The sequence below is a fragment of the Pseudomonas asplenii genome (assembly GCF_001293465.1).
Classification (GTDB): domain Bacteria; phylum Pseudomonadota; class Gammaproteobacteria; order Pseudomonadales; family Pseudomonadaceae; genus Aquipseudomonas; species Aquipseudomonas fuscovaginae_B.
Genome location: NZ_JSYZ01000016.1, coordinates 53,861 through 68,880 on the forward strand (window position 1 = coordinate 53,861; position 15,020 = coordinate 68,880).

Here is a 15,020-nt window from a genome sequence, read left to right on the forward strand (position 1 = left end):
AGGGAAGGGCGCCTTGGCCATCAGCGGCGCCCGTTCCAGTAGCCCGAGAGTTGGTGCCAGGACTTGCCGCCGGTCAGCAGCAGTGGACGAATCACGTCCTTGCCGATGATGGTCGGGCGCGGGATCGAGCTGACCAGGTCGTAGCGCGCCGAGCCTTCGCTCATGCCCTCGGCCAGCACCTTGCAGATGATGTGGCTCGGGGTCACGCCGAAACCGGAGTAGCCCTGGACGTAGAAGGCGTTGCGCCGGCCCGGCAATGTGCCGATCTGCGGGAACAGGTTCGGGCTGCAGGCCATCGGGCCGCCCCAGGCCAGGTCGATCTTCACGTCCTTGAGGTAGGGGAAGATCTTCAGCATCAGGTTGCGGTTCCAGGCCTTGAGGTCGCGCGGGATATGCTCGACCAGCGGGGTGGCTGCGCCGAACAGCAGGCGGTTCTCGTTGGTGACGCGGTAGTAGTCGATCACCGGGCGAATGTCGCTGTAGGCGCCGCGGATCGGGCTGATGCGGTTGATCAGTTCCTCCGACAGCGGCTCGGTCATCATCTGGAAGGCGTAGGTGTTGATGGTCGAGCGATGCAGTTCCGGTTCCAGCTTGTTGAGGAAGCTGTCGCAGGCCCACAGCAGCTTGCTGGCCTTGACCGAGCCGCGTCCGGTGCGCACGGTGATCTGCTCGCCGTAGCGCACTTCCAGGGCCGGGCTGTTCTCGAAAATCCGCGCGCCATGGCCGACCAGCGCCTTGGCCTCGCCGAGCAGCAGGTTCAGCGAATGCACGTGACCGCCGCCCATGTGCAGCAGGGCGCTGCTGTAGGCATCGGAGCCGATGATCTGCTTGACCTCGGAGCCCGCCAGGAAGCGGATCTCGTGCTGGCTGTTGATCGACTTGAAGTCCTTCTCCCAGGCGCGCAGGGTCTTTTCCTGGCGGGCATTGAAACCCATGTAGCCGTAGCCGTGGCAGAAGTCGGCATCGATATCGTACTTGGCGATGCGGTTCTTGATGATGTCGGCGCCCAGGTCGCTGATCTCGAAGATCCGCCGCAGGCCGTCTTCGCCCACGTCTTTCTTGATCTTTTCCAGGTCGTGACCGATCCCGGCCATGATCTGCCCACCGTTGCGCCCGGTGCCGCCAAAGCCCAGGTAGCGCGCTTCCAGCACGACGATGTTGGTGATGCCTTTTTCGGCGAGCTCCAGGGCCGTGTTGATGCCGGAGAAACCGCCGCCGATAACGACAACGTCGGCTTCCACATCCTGTTCCAGGGTTGGGAAACTGAGGTTGTATTTCTTGGTGGCCGTGTAGTAGGTGGGCGTTTCGATAGTGATCATGGCGCAGCCTGAAAAAGTGAAGGAAAGCTCAAGGCAGGGAGTCCGGGAGACTCTGTCGTCGATGACGTCCATTAAGAGCCCTGGCGCGGCGGATGTCTTGATTCTCTGTGCCGGTTTTTTTGATTCAGCGCGCCAGGGCGGGCAAGGCCGTCCCGGGACCGCCCCACGCTCAGGTGGAAATGGAGGGTCAACTCAAGACATGATGGCTGAAGGAGGGCTTTGGGCAAGTGCTGTGGCCGGGGCGTGTTTCGAAACACAGGCGGGGAAGGGGTGGGACGGACAATGGCGCGCACCTGAGGCGCTTCTTTGCGGGGTCAGGGGTGACCGGTGTTTCAACCGGCCACCCGGCACAGGGGCGATACGACCTTAACCCCCTGAACCGCCGCCCGCGCCGCCACCGGCACCACCGCCAGACGCGCCACCGGATGCTCCGCCAGAGGCGCCCCCGGAACCAGAACCGGTCCCGCCGCTGCCGCCGTTGCCCGCACCGCCGTCGCCTTCGCCACCGCTGGTGTTGCCGGAGCCCGGGTTGGTGCTGCTGCCACTGGCATTACCGCCGTTGCCGCTTTGCGAACTGCCCGGATAGGAGCCTGGCGGCAGGGCTGAACCTGACCCGGTCGAGCCCGGCGTCGATGAGGAGGCACCGTTGCCGGTGTTGCCCATGGTGCCGTTCGTTCCCGTGCCGGTGGTACCGGCGGCGAGGACTGCCGTGCTGAAGGCGCAGACCAGGCCGGCTGCTGTCAGAAGTCTTGCGATGGATGATTTCATCGGATTTTCCTCGTGCAAGAATGGATCGTGTTTCCGGCGTCCCGTGTCGTCATTCCTCTCGCGCAGGCGGCCTGGCCGACGGGGGTGGGGGCAATCGTGTCGTCCCTGATGTTTGGAAGAAGGCGAGGAAGGCTAAGTTTGAATAATCTGGGAAAAGGACGACGAATGGCGTGGGTAGGGAGCTGATATGAAAGTGGGCGTGATTTCCGATACCCATGGGCTGCTGCGTCCCGAGGCCATTGCCGCCTTGCAGGGCTGTGAGCGGATCATTCACGCCGGTGACATCGGCAAACCCGAGGTGCTCGAACGACTGTCCGCCATCGCGCCGCTGTTCGTCGTGCGGGGCAACAACGACCAGAACCTGCCCTGGGCCGGGCATCTGCCTGACGTTCTGCGCCTGGACCTGGACGGCTGGCCGACCTTGCTGGTTCATGACCTTGCCGATGTGCCGGCCCTGTTGGATGAGACGATCAGGGTCGTGATCACCGGCCACTCGCACAAGCCGCTGATCGAATGGCGCGGCGAATGCCTGTACCTGAACCCGGGCAGTGCCGGGCCGCGACGTTTCAAGCTGCCGGTGACGCTGGCGCTGCTGGACGTGCAGGGGGCGTCGATCGAGTCTCGGTTGGTGTCGTTGCTGGAGTGAGTTTGCGAGGGCAGCCTGCTGGTCAGATCAGTCGCTCGTACTCCGAAAGCAGCTTGACGCTTTGGGCAAGACCTTGGGCCCGTAGTCGTTCCAGGAGCCTTTGCGCGGTATAAGGGGGATTCTTCAGGGACGCACGTTGTGCCTGGACGGCTTCGAGTACGGCGGCCCGGTCAAGGTCGAGGAGATCTGCGATGAAGTCGTCCGGATGCACGGCCTCGATATCAAACGGCTGGAGCACGGCTGACGGGAAGTCCCTGAGATTGAAGGTCACGATGACCGAGGCGTTGCATCTGATGGCCGCTGCCAGGACATGCCGATCATCCGGGTCGGGGAGGACGAGGCCTTCACATAGAGGCTCGTATCCAGTCACTAGCGCATCGGGTATGGCCTTGTCCATTGCCATGGATGTTCGATCAAGCTGGGTCTGGCCAAGGTCCTGGCGATTGAGCAGAAGGTTGCGTTTCCATTCCTCATGAATCCGGGCTGTCCAGCGAGCCCTGTACATACCCGTCAGCGCCAGGTGCATGAGTAGGTCACGCAATGGCGCCGGGTAGAGGACATTGGCGTCATACACCGCGGTAAACGCTGATTGCCTCATTCATACCCCATCTTCAGTTCCTGGGCTTGTGCCGCCAGTTCATCCATTGCCTGGCGGCTCTCTGCGGTTCTGCGTTGCTTGTAGTCCATGAGATCGGCAAATTTCACCCGGCGATGGCGGCCGACCCTGGTGTGAGGAATGACATGCTCATCCAGCAGCTTGACCAGATGCGGCCGCGAGACATTCAGCAAGTCCGCGCCTTCCTGGGTCGTCAGTTCCGCATGGATCGGAACGACCTTCACGGCATTTCCCATCGCCAGTTCACTCAGGATCTCGTCCAGTAGACGCAGGGCCGAGACCGGTAGCTGGAGGGTGTGTGGCTGCTGCTTGTCATCCAGTATTTCGATGCGCTGGGTATCCAGCTGGGTCGATAGGAACGCGGCGAGCTGGCGGCGTGACTCTACGGCAGCAGCGATCTGCCTTTCATCAGGAAGCATCGTGGTGCTCAGGTCTGCGGTAGTCATGGGTGTCTCCAAAATCTTTTGTATTCGCGCAGGTGCGTTGGGTCTACATTGATCTTGTAAACGAAATAAACGAAATTCGCAATAAACGAAACGCTCAGCCTTTGAGTAGGATCAGTCACCGTTGCCGATCATCAATGTATAGAGACGAACCGAAGCCTAGCTGCCAGGATTGGAGAGCGATGGGCATGGGGAGTGTTCTAGGACATTTCAGTCATAGGGAAGAGATTTCTCCTGCTGGCTGCTGAAGAACCTGTCTTCAGCAGCCAGCAGGACGACAATGAGAAGCCAGGGGCCCGGATGAGCTCATCCAGCTCCAGCGACGCTGTACTCCTCGAGCAGCTTGTCCAGAAACACGAACAGTTTCCGGTTCATCTCGTCCCAGTTGTTCGCCCGCAGGGCCGCCGGCTGCTGGACGAAGCGGCGATCGAGGAGGGTGGCCAGTTCGCGCTCGGAAGCGGCGATCAGCAGCTCGACGACCTCACGGGTGAATTCCATGTGGCACTGGAATCCATAGACGAGCTTGCTGTATTCGACAATCTGGCGGGGGCAGCCTTCGCTGGTCGCGATGATCGTCGCGTCGGCGGTCAGGCCGGGCATGTCGTTGTGCCAATGGCCGACCTGCAGCACTTCGCCGAAGTGGGCGAACTTGGCGTTGGCCTTGCCCGCGGCGGTCAGGCTGATCGGAAACTGGCCGATCTCCTTCTCCGGGCTGTGCTCGAACCGGGCGCCCAGCGCCTCGCCGATGAGCTGTGAGCCCAGGCAGATGCCGACGACCGCCTTGCCCGCGTCGATCGCCTGGCCGATCAGGCGGCATTCGGCGGCCGCATCGAAGTGCGGGCATTGTTCGAGGGTGGTGGCCGGGTCCTGGGGGCCGCCGAGGATCACCAGCAGGTCGATCGCGTCCGCATTGGTCGGCAGTGCCTGGTTGGCGTACACGCGGGAGTAGCTGGCGGCATGGCCTCGCTCCCTGACCCAGGTTTCATAGGCACCCGGTGCCTCGAACGCTTCGTGAACGATGAAGTGGACTTTCATGGGAGGTTCTCTTGAGTGGCAGGAGCGCAAGCTGCCCGGCGCCGGGCAGCTTGCCAGTGGGCTCAGCGGGCGACTGCCAGCTCGTCCAGCAGGCCCTTGAGGTAGGCGCTGCCCTGCGGGTCCAGCGGTTGCAATGGCAGGCGCGGCGCACCGACGTCCAGGCCGAGCATGTTCAAACCGGCCTTGATGGTGGTCGGCAGGCCACGGCGGGTGATGTACTCCAGCAGCTCGTACTGGCGATAGAACAGGTCGCGGGCCTGTTGCAGATCGTGATGCTGCACCGCGTCCCACAGGGCCAGGTTCAGTTGTGGAATCAGGTTCGGCGCCGCAGTGCACCAGCCGGCCGCACCGGCCACCAGGGCTTCGAGCGTCAGCGGGTTGCAGCCGTTGTAGAACGCCACCTGGCCGCCGGTGGCCTGGTACAGGCGGTGCATGCGCTGGATGTCACCGGTGCTCTCCTTGACCATGGTGACGTTCTTCACCTCCTTCAGGATGCGCAGGATCAGTTCCACCGACAGGTCGGTGCCGCTGGTGCCCGGGTTGTTGTAGAGCATGATCGGGATATCGATCGCCGCACCGACCGCCTTGTAGTGGTCGACGATTTCCGTCTCGGTCAGCTTCCAATAGGAGGCGGGCAGCACCATCACCGCCGTGGCGCCGCAGGCCTGGGCCAACTGCGCCCGCTGCACGGTGCGTGCGGTGGTCAGGTCGGAAACGCTGACCACGCTGGGCACGCGCCCGGCGATTTTCTCCTGGCTGTAGCGCACCACCGATTCCCATTCGCTGTCGGCGAGGTAGGCGCCTTCGCCGGTGCTGCCCAGCGGCGCGATGGCGTGCACGCCGGACTGGATCAGGCGGTCGATGGAGTGGCCCAGGGCCGTCAGATCGATCGAACCGTCTGCTGCGAAGGGAGTGATGGTGTAACCGATAACGCCGCGAATCTGAGGAGTGGACATGCAAGGCACCTCTTGACTGTTTTCTGGAAGGGAGTACCGCTTCGATCAGCTCAGGCAATCGCCGTGGGCACGCAGGGCACGGCGCGCGTAGTAGCTGAAGGCGGCGCCGTGGCGCTTGGGCGTGGAGATCCAGTCGTGGGCTTCCTTGCCGAGCGCTTCGGGGATGGGGCGGATTTCGCCGGCACTCATGGCCAGCAACTGCATTTTCGCGGCGCGTTCGAACAGCAGGGCGAGAACGCAGGCTTCCTCGATCGAGCCGCCGGCGATCAGCAGGCCGTGGTGCGAGAGCAGGATGGCGCGCTTGTCGCCAATGGCCTTCGAGATGATCTCGCCTTCCTCGTTGCCCACCGGAACACCCGGCCAGTCCTTGAGGAATGCGCAGTCGTCGAACAGCGGGCAGATGTCCATGTGCGACACCTGCAGCGGCACTTCCAGCATCGACAGCGTGGCGCTGTGCAGCGGGTGGGTGTGGATGATGCAGTTCACGTCGGGGCGGGCCCGGTACAGCCAGCTGTGGAAACGGTTGGCGGGGTTGGCCATGCCGCGGCCGTTGAGCACGTTCAGGTCCTCGTCGACCACCAGCAGGTTGGACGCCGAGATCTCGTCGAAGCCCAGGCCCAGCTGTTGCGTATAATAGGTGCCCGGTTCATCCGCGCGGGCGGTGATCTGGCCGGCCAGGCCCGAGTCATGCCCGCCGTCGAACAGGATGCGGCAGGTCAGGGCGAGTTTCTGCCGCGGGGTGTAGGTATTATCGATCAGCGCCGTCAGCATCTGCTTCTCGGCGAGCTTGACGAGCTGGTCCTTCGGGGTCTGCAGGGTCGTGGTCACGGTCGGTACCTGAGCGGGAAGTGGACGATGTTTGCCTGGTGGCCGCTGCAACGACACCAGGACACACGGATGATCTTAATGACACTTTGTGTCATAAACAATACTTGTGTCATTATTTTTGAAGGAACGGCGTTGGATGTCGGTGCAGCTGAGAATTTTGCGTAAGAAGATGGGCATGACCCTGGAGCAGCTGGCCGGGCATACCGGGCTGACCAAGAGCTACCTGTCGAAGGTGGAAAGGGGCATGAGTTCGCCTTCCATCGCGGTGGCGCTCAAGCTGGCCAAGGCGCTCAATGCCCCGGCCGAGGAACTGTTCAGTTCCGAAGCGGTGCCCGAGGAGGGCTACAGTCTGGTTCGTCGGCAGCAGCGGGACACCGCCGGGGATCCGCCGGCGCCGACCCATGTGCCCCTGGCGCGACACATCGGCCAGCGGGCGCTGCTGCCGTTCCTGGTCTATCCGCCACGTTCATTCGGGCACTCGGCGTTCAAGGAGCACCTGGGCGAGGAGTTCGTCTACGTGCACCGTGGCAGCGTCGAGGTCGACTTCGGCAGCGAACGGTTGATCCTGGAGGAGGGGGACGCCCTGCATTTCAATGCGCAGAAGTCCCACCGCATCCGCACGGTTTCATCGGAGCAGGCGGAGCTGCTGGTGGTGGTGCACAGCTCCGAGTGAGGAAGGGGCCCGCTCGACGGGTCACTTGCCGCGCCAGCCCTCGAGGAAGTTCAGCAGCAGTTCATTGACCTTCTCCGGCTGCTCTTCCTGGGGCAGGTGCCCGCACGCTTCGATGGGGTAGGCCTGCAGGTCGTCGGCCATCTCCGCCCAGACGCTGGCCATGTCGAAGAGCTTGCCGACCGCGTGGAAGTCGTTGCCCCACAGCGACATCACCGGGCAGGCGATCTTCACTTCGGCATCCTCGAGGTCCTGGGCGATATCCTCGGCGTTGGCCCGGTAGTCGGCCATCGCCCCGCGTACCGCGCCTGGAGCCTGGTAGGCCCGGACGTAGGTGTCGAAGGCTTCGCCGCTGATGGTCGACGGGTCGTAGGTCCAGTCCGAGAAGAAATGCCGCAGCCAGATGTGTTCGCGGCCGGCGATCAGGGCCTCCGGCAGGTCCGGCACCAGGTGGAACAGGAAGAACCAGTAGGCCTTGGCGATCGAGGCATTCAGGTCCCGCGCGACGATCCGGGTCGGCACGTTGTCCATCACCACCAGGCGGTCCACCAACTCGGGGTAGTCCTTGGCGAAGCGGGTGGCCACGCGGGCGCCACGGTCGTGGCCCACCAGCGCGACCTTCTCGATACCCAGCTCGCGCATCAGTTCGCGGATGTCCCGGGCCATGTTGCGCTTGTCGTAGCCGGCGGCCGGCTTGTCGGTTTCGCCGTAGCCGCGCAGGTCCGGCGCGATGACCCGGAAGTGTTTCGACAGCACCGGGATCTGGTAGCGCCAGGCGAAGTTCGTTTCCGGGAACCCATGCAGCAGGATGACCGGGGCGCCTGCGCCTTCCTCGACCACGAATTGACGGATGCCGTTGGCCGTCACTGTGTAGCTTTTCATGTTGAAGCTCCTTTGGGCAGGGGTTATTTCAGCAAGGGAACGTCGGCTGCACGGGTGTAGGGGCCATACAGGGCCGGCACCCAGGTGAAGTGTTTGCCCGCCTGGGTGACATGGCCGATGCCCGGGAACGGCAGATGGGCCGCCGCCAGCCATTCACCGTCCGCCGCCAATTGGAAGAACTCGTCCTGGCGTGCCTTGACGGCCTTTTTCGGGTCGACGTCGAAGCGGATGGCGACCTCGGGATGGTCGAACTGCACGGCCGCGTTGTGGATCAGGTCACCGATGAAGCTGATCGCCGAACCGTTCGAGGCGAAGCGATAGACCGTGCTGCCCGGGGTATGGCCGATGGCGTAGGCCGCTTGCACTTCCGGGATCGGCGAGGCGGGTGGGGTGAAGGTCTTGAGTCGGCCGCTGTCCTGGTAGGGCGCGAGGGCGTGTTGGGCGATATCGAAGTATTCCCTGGCGTTTTCCGGTGCGTTGGCCTTTCGCTGTGGGTTCAGCCAGAAGTCGGCTTCGGCCTGGGCGACATAGACCGTGGCGTTGGGGAACAGCGCCTTGCCCTGTGCGTCGACCAGACCGCAGACGTGGTCCAGGTGCAGGTGCGTCAGGAAGATCGTGTCGACCTGGGCCGGCTGGTAGCCGGAAGCCTGGAGGTTCGGCACCAGTTGCCCGGCGGTCTGCGGCACGCAGTGGCCAGCCCCGCTGTCGACCAGTACCAGGTGCTTGCCGGTGTTGATCAGGTAGGCGTTGAAGGTGGTGGGCATCCGGTCCGGCCCGATGGCCTGGCGTTTGAGCAGGCCACGGATTTTCTCGGGCGACAGGCCCTTGAGCAGGCCCGGTGACAGGTCGTTGTAGCCGTCGAAGAGGGCGGTGACTTCGTAGTTGCCGACGGCCTGGCGGAAATAGCCGGGGACTTGCTGGTGAACCGGCTCGGGGGCCTCTGCCAGCGCCTGGTCGATGAAGGCCAGACTGGCCAGTGCGAGGAGGCTTGCGAGATTTTTCATGGTTGGACTCTTAACGTTCATTTCGGTGAGTGGGATTGGGGGCTTGCCGCTTGGCTGATTCAGCAGAGGCTGTGGCGGCCGCGGATGGCCGTGAGTTGCACCAGGGTGGCGACGATCGCCAGTGCCGCGCCCAGCACCGAGATGCCGAGCCAGCCGCTGCTCTGCCAGACCTGTGTCGCGGCCGCCGCGCCGGCGGCACCGCCGAGGAACATCGAACCCATGAAGAGGGTGTTCAGGCGGGCGCGGGCTTGTGGCTGGAGCGTGTAGACGATGTGCTGGTTGGAGACCAGGACGCTCTGCACGGCGAAGTCGAGCAGGATGCAGCCGATCACGATGCCGGTGAGGGAGGTCCACAGGCCGAACAGCAGCCACGAGGCGAAGGTCAGCAGGGTGCCGACGATGATCACCTTGTGCGGGCCGCGACGGTCGGCGATGCGCCCGGCCATCGGGGCGGCCAGGATGCCGATGGCACCGACGATGCCGAACAGGCCGGCGGCCTGGGCGTCGAGGTCGAAACCGGGTTGCTCCAGGCGCAGGGCGAGTACGGTCCAGAAGGTGGTGAAGGCGGCGAACAGCAGCGCCTGGGTGATCGCCGCCACACGCAGCTCACCGTGGGCGCGCCACAGGTGCAGCATCGAACCGATCAGGCGGGCATAGGACGTTTTGGCGCTGGGCAGGCTGCGGGGCAGGGCCACGGCCATGAGCGTGCCGGCAAACAGGGCCAGGGGTACGCCCAGCCAGAACATGGCGCGCCAGCCATAATGCGCCGCGACGAAACCGGACAGCGTCCGGCTGAGCAGGATACCGCACAGCACCCCGGACATGACCGTGCCGACCACGGCGCCGCGCCGCTCCGGCTGCGCCAGTTGGGCGGCGAAGGGCACGATCTGCTGCGCGACGGTGGAGGTCATGCCGAGCAGGAACGAGGCGATCAGCAGGACCGCCGCAGTGGGGGCCAGGGCGGCGGCGATCAGGGTCGCGGCCAGCAGCGCGAACTGGGTCATGATCAGGCGACGGCGTTCGATGAGGTCGCCCAGGGGCACCAGGGCGAACAGGCCGATGGCATAGCCCAGCTGCGTGGCGGTCGGTACCAGTGCCGTGAGGCTGCCGGGCAGCTCGTTCTCCAGGATGCCCAGCATCGGCTGGTTGTAGTAGATGTTCGCCACCGCCAGCCCGGCGGAGGCGGCCATGGCGAAGGTGAGCCCGGTATTGATCCCTGGTGGGGCGCTTGTCTGTTCTGCGAGTGCGGTTGTGCTGTTCATGATCTGCCCTTGCGCGATCACCCGTTCCACCTGCCTCAGAGAGTGAGGCCGTGAGGGCGTCGTGATGTGGGGGCAACTATGGCGATATAACCGGAAATGGTGTAGATGTTGAAATCGTTACGGCAATCTAACGGAAATTGATATAATGAGACTTGAGGATGTCGAGGTCTTCGTCGAAGCGGTACAGGTTGGCAGCCTCGCCGGGGCGGCCCGCCGCCTGTCCCTGACGGCGATGGCCGCCTCCCGGAGCCTGAACAGCCTGGAGGCCGAGCTCGGCGTGCGGCTGGTGCACCGCACCACCCGCTCGCTGTCGCCCACCAGCGACGGCGAGACCTTCCTGCCGCACGCGCAGGCGCTGCTCGAAGGGCGGGCCAATGCCCTGGCCGATCTGCGTCCCCACGGCAATGCGCTGTCCGGGCACCTGCGCATCACCGCATCGGCCGCCTTCGCCCGCAAGGTGGTGGCGCCGATGCTGGCCTCGTTCATGGCCCAGCACCCGGCACTGCGGGTCGACCTGCTTTCCACCGACGAGCAGGTGGATATCGTTGCGCAGGGCATCGACGTGGCGATCCGCATCGCGCCACTGCGGGACAACCGACTGGTGGCGCGGCGCCTGGCCGACAGCCCCCGGGTGCTCTGTGTCGCACCGGGTTATCTGGCAAGCCATGGGCGGCCCGCCTCGCTGGCAGAGCTGTCAGCCCATGACTGCCTGGTGATCTCGGGGACCTCGCACTGGTCGTTCGTGTGCGCAGAGACGAGTGTCCGGCAGCGAGTGGCGGGGCGGTTTGCCGCCAGTTCCATCGATGCGCTGTACGAAGCCTGCGCAGGCGGGCTGGGCATTGCCAACCTGTCCAGCTGGTACGTCGAACCGGCCCTCGCCGCAGGTGCCGTCGAACGACTGGTGCTGGCGGATGCCGAACCCGAGCCCCTGGCCATCTGGGCGGTGTACCCCACGGCGCGGCTGGTGCCGCTCAAGGTACGGATGTTCATCGATGCGTTGGAGAGCCACATCCAGCAAAGGCCGAGCTGACCGGCCTGTCAGGCCGGCGGGAAATCCTCGTAGGACTTGGGTAGGTAGCCCCAGATTCGCAGCACATCGTTGCGCACTTCGAACTCGAAGCCGATGCGGGCGACGACCGTCGTGATCTCATCGGTGTGATCGATGATCGTCTGGGGCAGCAGCCGGCCCTGTGACGGGGCCATTTCCCATAGGCCGATATCGAACCATTCCACGCCGGCGAAGGGAAACGGCAGGTGGCAGAACCACTCGACGTCCCAGCCCGAGATATAGCCGGTGACGTACTTGGATCGATAGGACGGCGACCAGCCATCGCGTTCGCGGAAATACTCGATCAGCTCATCCCATTTGGTGTTGTTCGCCGCGCTGGCGAGGTTTCTGGTGGCGACGGCGGCACGGATTTTCTTGCGCATCGCTTCGTCATGACCGGTGCCGGCCCGGGGAAATTCGTTCATGTGCCCTCACGATTGATGAATCTGGTTCGCTTAATAAATGAATAGATGCCCTAAATCGGACAAAAAATAATAAATAGAATGCTCCCATTTCCACTGGAGAGACATTCTGATGTCGGCATACGATTCAACCCGCCCCGTCGCTTGCACAGCCAGAGGCACCCGGCTCAGCATTGCGATCCTGGCGTTCTCGGCGTTCCTGATCGTGACCACCGAGTTCCTGATCGTGGGGCTTTTGCCGGCGCTGGGGCGTGACCTGAACCTTTCGATTGCCTTGGCCGGCCAACTCGTCACGCTGTTCGCCTTCACCGTGATGATCTTCGGCCCACCGCTTACCGCCGCACTTTCGCATCTGGACAGAAAGAAGCTGTTCATCGCGATCCTCCTGCTCTTCGCCGCCGCCAACGCACTGGCCGCTGCTTCCACGAACTTCTGGGTGCTGGCGGTCGCGCGAATCGTTCCTGCGCTCATGCTCCCGGTCTTCTGGGGAACGGCCAGCGAAACCGCGGGCAAGCTCGCTGGCCCGCAGGCAGCCGGGCAGGCGATTTCCAGAGTCTACCTGGGTATTTCCGCGGCCATGCTGCTGGGGATTCCGCTGGGTACGGTGGCCGCCCACCTCATCGGTTGGAGAGGGGCCTTTGGGGTGCTGGCCGGCCTGTCGCTGATCATGGCGCTGGCAATCATGACCTGCATGCCAGGCGTTGAACGGGCACCCAAGGTCGACTGGCGTCAACAGGCCCGAATCTTCCGGGAGCCGTTCTTCCTCGCCAACGTGATGCTCTCGGTGCTGGTGTTTACCGCGATGTTTGTGGCCTATACCTACCTGGCGGACCTCCTCGAACGGGTGGCCGGCGTCGATTCCGCGCATGTCGGTTGGTGGTTGATGGGCTTCGGTGCCATTGGCCTGGTCGGCAACTGGCTTGGCGGCAGGATCGTCGACCAATCGCCGATCAAGGCTTCGGCCCTGTTCCTGGTGCTGCTCGCGATCGGCATGGGCGCAGTCGTGCCGCTGGCACAGCTGGGCATCGTGTTCTGCCTGGCCCTGGGCCTTTGGGGCGTGGCGAACACGGCGCTTTATCCGGTCAGCCAGGTCAGGGTCATGAGTTCGGTCAGTCATTCCCAGGCCCTGGCCGGTACCACCAATGTGTCTGCCGCCAATGCCGGTATTGGGCTGGGGGCAATCATCGGCGGGCTGACCATCACGCACGCGGGGGTCGAGTCTGTCGGTTATGTGGCGGCTGTCGTCGCGGTGAGTGCCCTGGCCCTGATACCGATGGTGTCCCGGCTGGCCCCATCCGAGTGAGGGGGCGGCGCGGTCCGGGGGACGACCTGCGTGCCATGGATGCAGAGGCGTGCGAGCAGGTAGTCCAGCAGTGCCCTCACTTTGGGCAAGCCCTCGCGGCTCTTCTGCCAGACCAGGTTCATCGGCATGCTGTCCAGGGCCAGGTCGGGCAGGACTTCCACCAGGGTGCCGGCCTCGAGGTGGTTCTGAATCAGCCAGGTGGGCAGTTGGCCAATGCCGTGTCCCGCCAGAATGGCCGCGACTTCGCCTTCGCCATCTCCCACGGCGATCCGGGCCTGGACAACCCGGCGCTCGATATCGCCCGGTAGTCGGCCCTTGAAATACCAGGGGCTGACCCTGCCGTCGGCCAGACCGTAACCGACGCAATGGTGGTCATCCAGGTCACGTTCGGTCCGGGGGGCACCGTGAGTCTCGATGTAGGCAGGCGATGCGCAGAACATCATCCGCTGGGAGCCGAAATACTCATGGCCCAGTGCGGCCGGCCAGGTGTCCGGTCCACCGATGCGCACCAGAATATCGATACCTTCATGCACGGGGTCGACGAACCGGTCGGAGAAGGAGATATGCGGCTGCAGCAACGAGTGGGCACGGACGAACTCCAGGATCAACGGCAGCACGTGCAACCTGCCATAGGCGGCGGGGAGGTCTATCCGAATCTTTCCTTGAAGCTCATCACTTTCGGCCATCAGGGCGTGCTCGACTTCCTCCAGGTCGGCGAGAACCGAAGCGCAGGTCTTGTAGAACACCACCCCGGCCTCGGTCAGGGCCAGTCGCCGGGTGGTGCGATTGAATAGCCGCCGGCCCAGCCGGCCTTCCAGGCGTGCCACGCTTTTGCTGACGGCCGAACTGCTGAGGTTCAAACGCTCCGCCGCGGCCGTGAAGCTCCCAAGGTCCGCCACCGTGACGAAGACGTCGATACCCTTGAGTCGTTCAGACGAGAACATGGAAACTCCGCCATTGATGAGTGCCTGCCAATCCTACACCCTCTGGCGGCACGCTCCGTCAGGGAGTGCTTCGGCGAACAGCCGCGTGCGACGCTTCCCGAGTTCCGTAACGGCCGCGCGCAACCTGAGCGTCTTCACGCAGGCGCTCAGGTCGCTGCGGCCCGGCAGGCCGCTTCAGGCAGCCATCTTCGAGGCACTCAGGGTTTTTTTCAGCGATGCCTTGAGCACCTGCATCTGCTCTCCCAGGCTCTCGAGTTTTTCCTTGCCGAGGAGCTTCTCGGCTTCTGGAAACATCTCGTTTTCCTCTTCCTCGATGTGGTGTTCCAGCAACTCCTTGACCACCTTGACGCGGCCGGCGAACTCGGGAGTGGTCGGGGAGGTATTCTTCAGGTCGGGCAGCACCAGCGAGTCCACCGTGCGGTGTTCCTCCTTGGCCTCATGGTACATTTGCTCCTGCTGCCTGCCGCCTGCTTCCTTGAAGGCGGGATAGAGAATTTCCTCTTCAAGCTGCGTATGAATGGTGACTTCCAGCTCCAGTTTCTGCAGCAGCTCGGTGCGTTTCTTTTGCGCCCGGTCGGTCGACTCGCTGAGTTGGGTGAGGAGGGTCTTGACCTTTTCGTGGTCGGCTTTGAGCAGCTCGATGGCGTTCATGGGGGTACCTCGCTATCACGTATGAAAGGGCGGCCGATCTGCGTCGGCGCGATGATCTCGGGAGAGTAGTGGCATTTGTCGTGCCAGCCCCGTGAATGATGAAACCTCCTGTTTTTCAGGCGGTTGCGCCGGGTGATGGCGAATGGCGGTCATGCAGGCTGCACGAACGGGTTGCGGCGATGATGCAGATAGCCCTGCCAACCGGCAGCGGCACCGGACACCT

At 63.8% G+C, this 15,020-nt stretch carries 17 protein-coding genes; 4 read left to right on the top strand and 13 right to left on the bottom strand.

Annotation, left to right across the window (positions count from 1 at the left end):
* Positions 1–20: 20 nt before the first annotated feature.
* The gene (locus tag PF66_RS20360) at positions 21–1,319 is read right to left on the bottom strand and encodes an NAD(P)/FAD-dependent oxidoreductase (protein WP_054060868.1); all 1,299 of its coding nucleotides are present in this window, start codon (positions 1,317–1,319) and stop codon (positions 21–23) included.
* A 366-nt stretch (positions 1,320–1,685) separates the two neighbouring features.
* Positions 1,686–2,087: a hypothetical protein gene (locus PF66_RS20365; protein WP_152973064.1), complete on the bottom strand. Its 402-nt coding sequence runs from the start codon at positions 2,085–2,087 to the stop codon at positions 1,686–1,688.
* 187 nt (positions 2,088–2,274) lie between these two features.
* On the opposite strand from PF66_RS20365, the gene PF66_RS20370 reads away from it, so the two are divergent.
* Positions 2,275–2,733 (top strand): metallophosphoesterase family protein, encoded by a 459-nt coding sequence (locus PF66_RS20370; protein ID WP_054060866.1) that lies wholly within the window; start codon positions 2,275–2,277, stop codon positions 2,731–2,733.
* Positions 2,734–2,755: 22 nt separating this feature from the next.
* Here the strand turns inward: PF66_RS20370 and PF66_RS20375 are convergent, their stop codons facing one another.
* The 5 genes from PF66_RS20375 to PF66_RS20395 form a co-directional block, all read right to left on the bottom strand.
* Positions 2,756–3,331 carry a PIN domain-containing protein gene (locus PF66_RS20375; RefSeq protein ID WP_054063667.1) on the bottom strand — a complete coding sequence of 192 codons (576 nt, stop codon included), beginning with the start codon at positions 3,329–3,331 and terminating at the stop codon, positions 2,756–2,758.
* Positions 3,328–3,795, bottom strand: coding sequence for a helix-turn-helix domain-containing protein (locus PF66_RS20380; RefSeq protein ID WP_054063668.1), 468 nt, complete (start codon positions 3,793–3,795; stop codon positions 3,328–3,330). The genes PF66_RS20375 and PF66_RS20380 overlap by 4 nt, the downstream gene beginning before the upstream one ends.
* 303 nt (positions 3,796–4,098) lie before the next feature.
* Positions 4,099–4,827, bottom strand: a complete 729-nt coding sequence (locus PF66_RS20385) for a type 1 glutamine amidotransferase (RefSeq protein ID WP_054063669.1) — start codon at positions 4,825–4,827, stop codon at positions 4,099–4,101.
* Between the two features lie 62 nt (positions 4,828–4,889).
* A complete protein-coding gene (locus PF66_RS20390) occupies positions 4,890–5,783 on the bottom strand; it encodes a dihydrodipicolinate synthase family protein (protein ID WP_054063670.1) in 894 nt (297 codons plus the stop codon).
* Positions 5,784–5,828: 45 nt separating this feature from the next.
* The gene (locus tag PF66_RS20395) at positions 5,829–6,611 is read right to left on the bottom strand and encodes an aldolase (protein WP_054063671.1); all 783 of its coding nucleotides are present in this window, start codon (positions 6,609–6,611) and stop codon (positions 5,829–5,831) included.
* A 136-nt stretch (positions 6,612–6,747) separates the two neighbouring features.
* Between PF66_RS20395 and PF66_RS20400 the strand changes: the two genes are divergently transcribed.
* Complete coding sequence (locus PF66_RS20400) at positions 6,748–7,284, top strand: helix-turn-helix domain-containing protein (protein ID WP_054060862.1); 537 nt, start codon at positions 6,748–6,750, stop codon at positions 7,282–7,284.
* A 21-nt stretch (positions 7,285–7,305) separates the two neighbouring features.
* Here PF66_RS20400 and PF66_RS20405 read toward each other — a convergent pair whose 3' ends face one another.
* Genes PF66_RS20405 through PF66_RS20415 form a run of 3 tightly spaced genes read right to left on the bottom strand, consistent with a single transcriptional unit; the run spans position 7,306 to position 10,429 of the window.
* Positions 7,306–8,163, bottom strand: coding sequence for an alpha/beta fold hydrolase (locus PF66_RS20405; RefSeq protein ID WP_054063672.1), 858 nt, complete (start codon positions 8,161–8,163; stop codon positions 7,306–7,308).
* Positions 8,164–8,186: 23 nt separating this feature from the next.
* Positions 8,187–9,167 carry an MBL fold metallo-hydrolase gene (locus tag PF66_RS20410; RefSeq protein WP_054063673.1) on the bottom strand — a complete coding sequence of 327 codons (981 nt, stop codon included), beginning with the start codon at positions 9,165–9,167 and terminating at the stop codon, positions 8,187–8,189.
* A gap of 59 nt (positions 9,168–9,226) precedes the next feature.
* Positions 9,227–10,429: an MFS transporter gene (locus PF66_RS20415; protein ID WP_054063713.1), complete on the bottom strand. Its 1,203-nt coding sequence runs from the start codon at positions 10,427–10,429 to the stop codon at positions 9,227–9,229.
* 145 nt (positions 10,430–10,574) lie between these two features.
* On the opposite strand from PF66_RS20415, the gene PF66_RS20420 reads away from it, so the two are divergent.
* On the top strand, positions 10,575–11,459 hold the full coding sequence (locus PF66_RS20420; RefSeq protein ID WP_054063674.1) for a LysR family transcriptional regulator: 885 nt from the start codon (positions 10,575–10,577) through the stop codon (positions 11,457–11,459).
* An 8-nt stretch (positions 11,460–11,467) separates the two neighbouring features.
* On the opposite strand, the gene PF66_RS20425 is transcribed toward PF66_RS20420, so the two are convergent.
* Positions 11,468–11,902 (bottom strand): DUF6678 family protein, encoded by a 435-nt coding sequence (locus PF66_RS20425; protein ID WP_054063675.1) that lies wholly within the window; start codon positions 11,900–11,902, stop codon positions 11,468–11,470.
* Positions 11,903–12,011: 109 nt separating this feature from the next.
* On the opposite strand from PF66_RS20425, the gene PF66_RS20430 reads away from it, so the two are divergent.
* Positions 12,012–13,202 carry an MFS transporter gene (locus PF66_RS20430; RefSeq protein ID WP_054063676.1) on the top strand — a complete coding sequence of 397 codons (1,191 nt, stop codon included), beginning with the start codon at positions 12,012–12,014 and terminating at the stop codon, positions 13,200–13,202.
* Here the strand turns inward: PF66_RS20430 and PF66_RS20435 are convergent.
* A complete protein-coding gene (locus PF66_RS20435) occupies positions 13,127–14,146 on the bottom strand; it encodes a LysR family transcriptional regulator (RefSeq protein ID WP_081009894.1) in 1,020 nt (339 codons plus the stop codon). The two genes, PF66_RS20430 and PF66_RS20435, sit on opposite strands and share 76 nt — an antisense overlap.
* Before the next feature lie 174 nt (positions 14,147–14,320).
* A complete protein-coding gene (locus PF66_RS20440; protein WP_054058128.1) occupies positions 14,321–14,797 on the bottom strand; it encodes a hemerythrin domain-containing protein in 477 nt (158 codons plus the stop codon).
* Positions 14,798–15,020 lie beyond the last annotated feature (223 nt).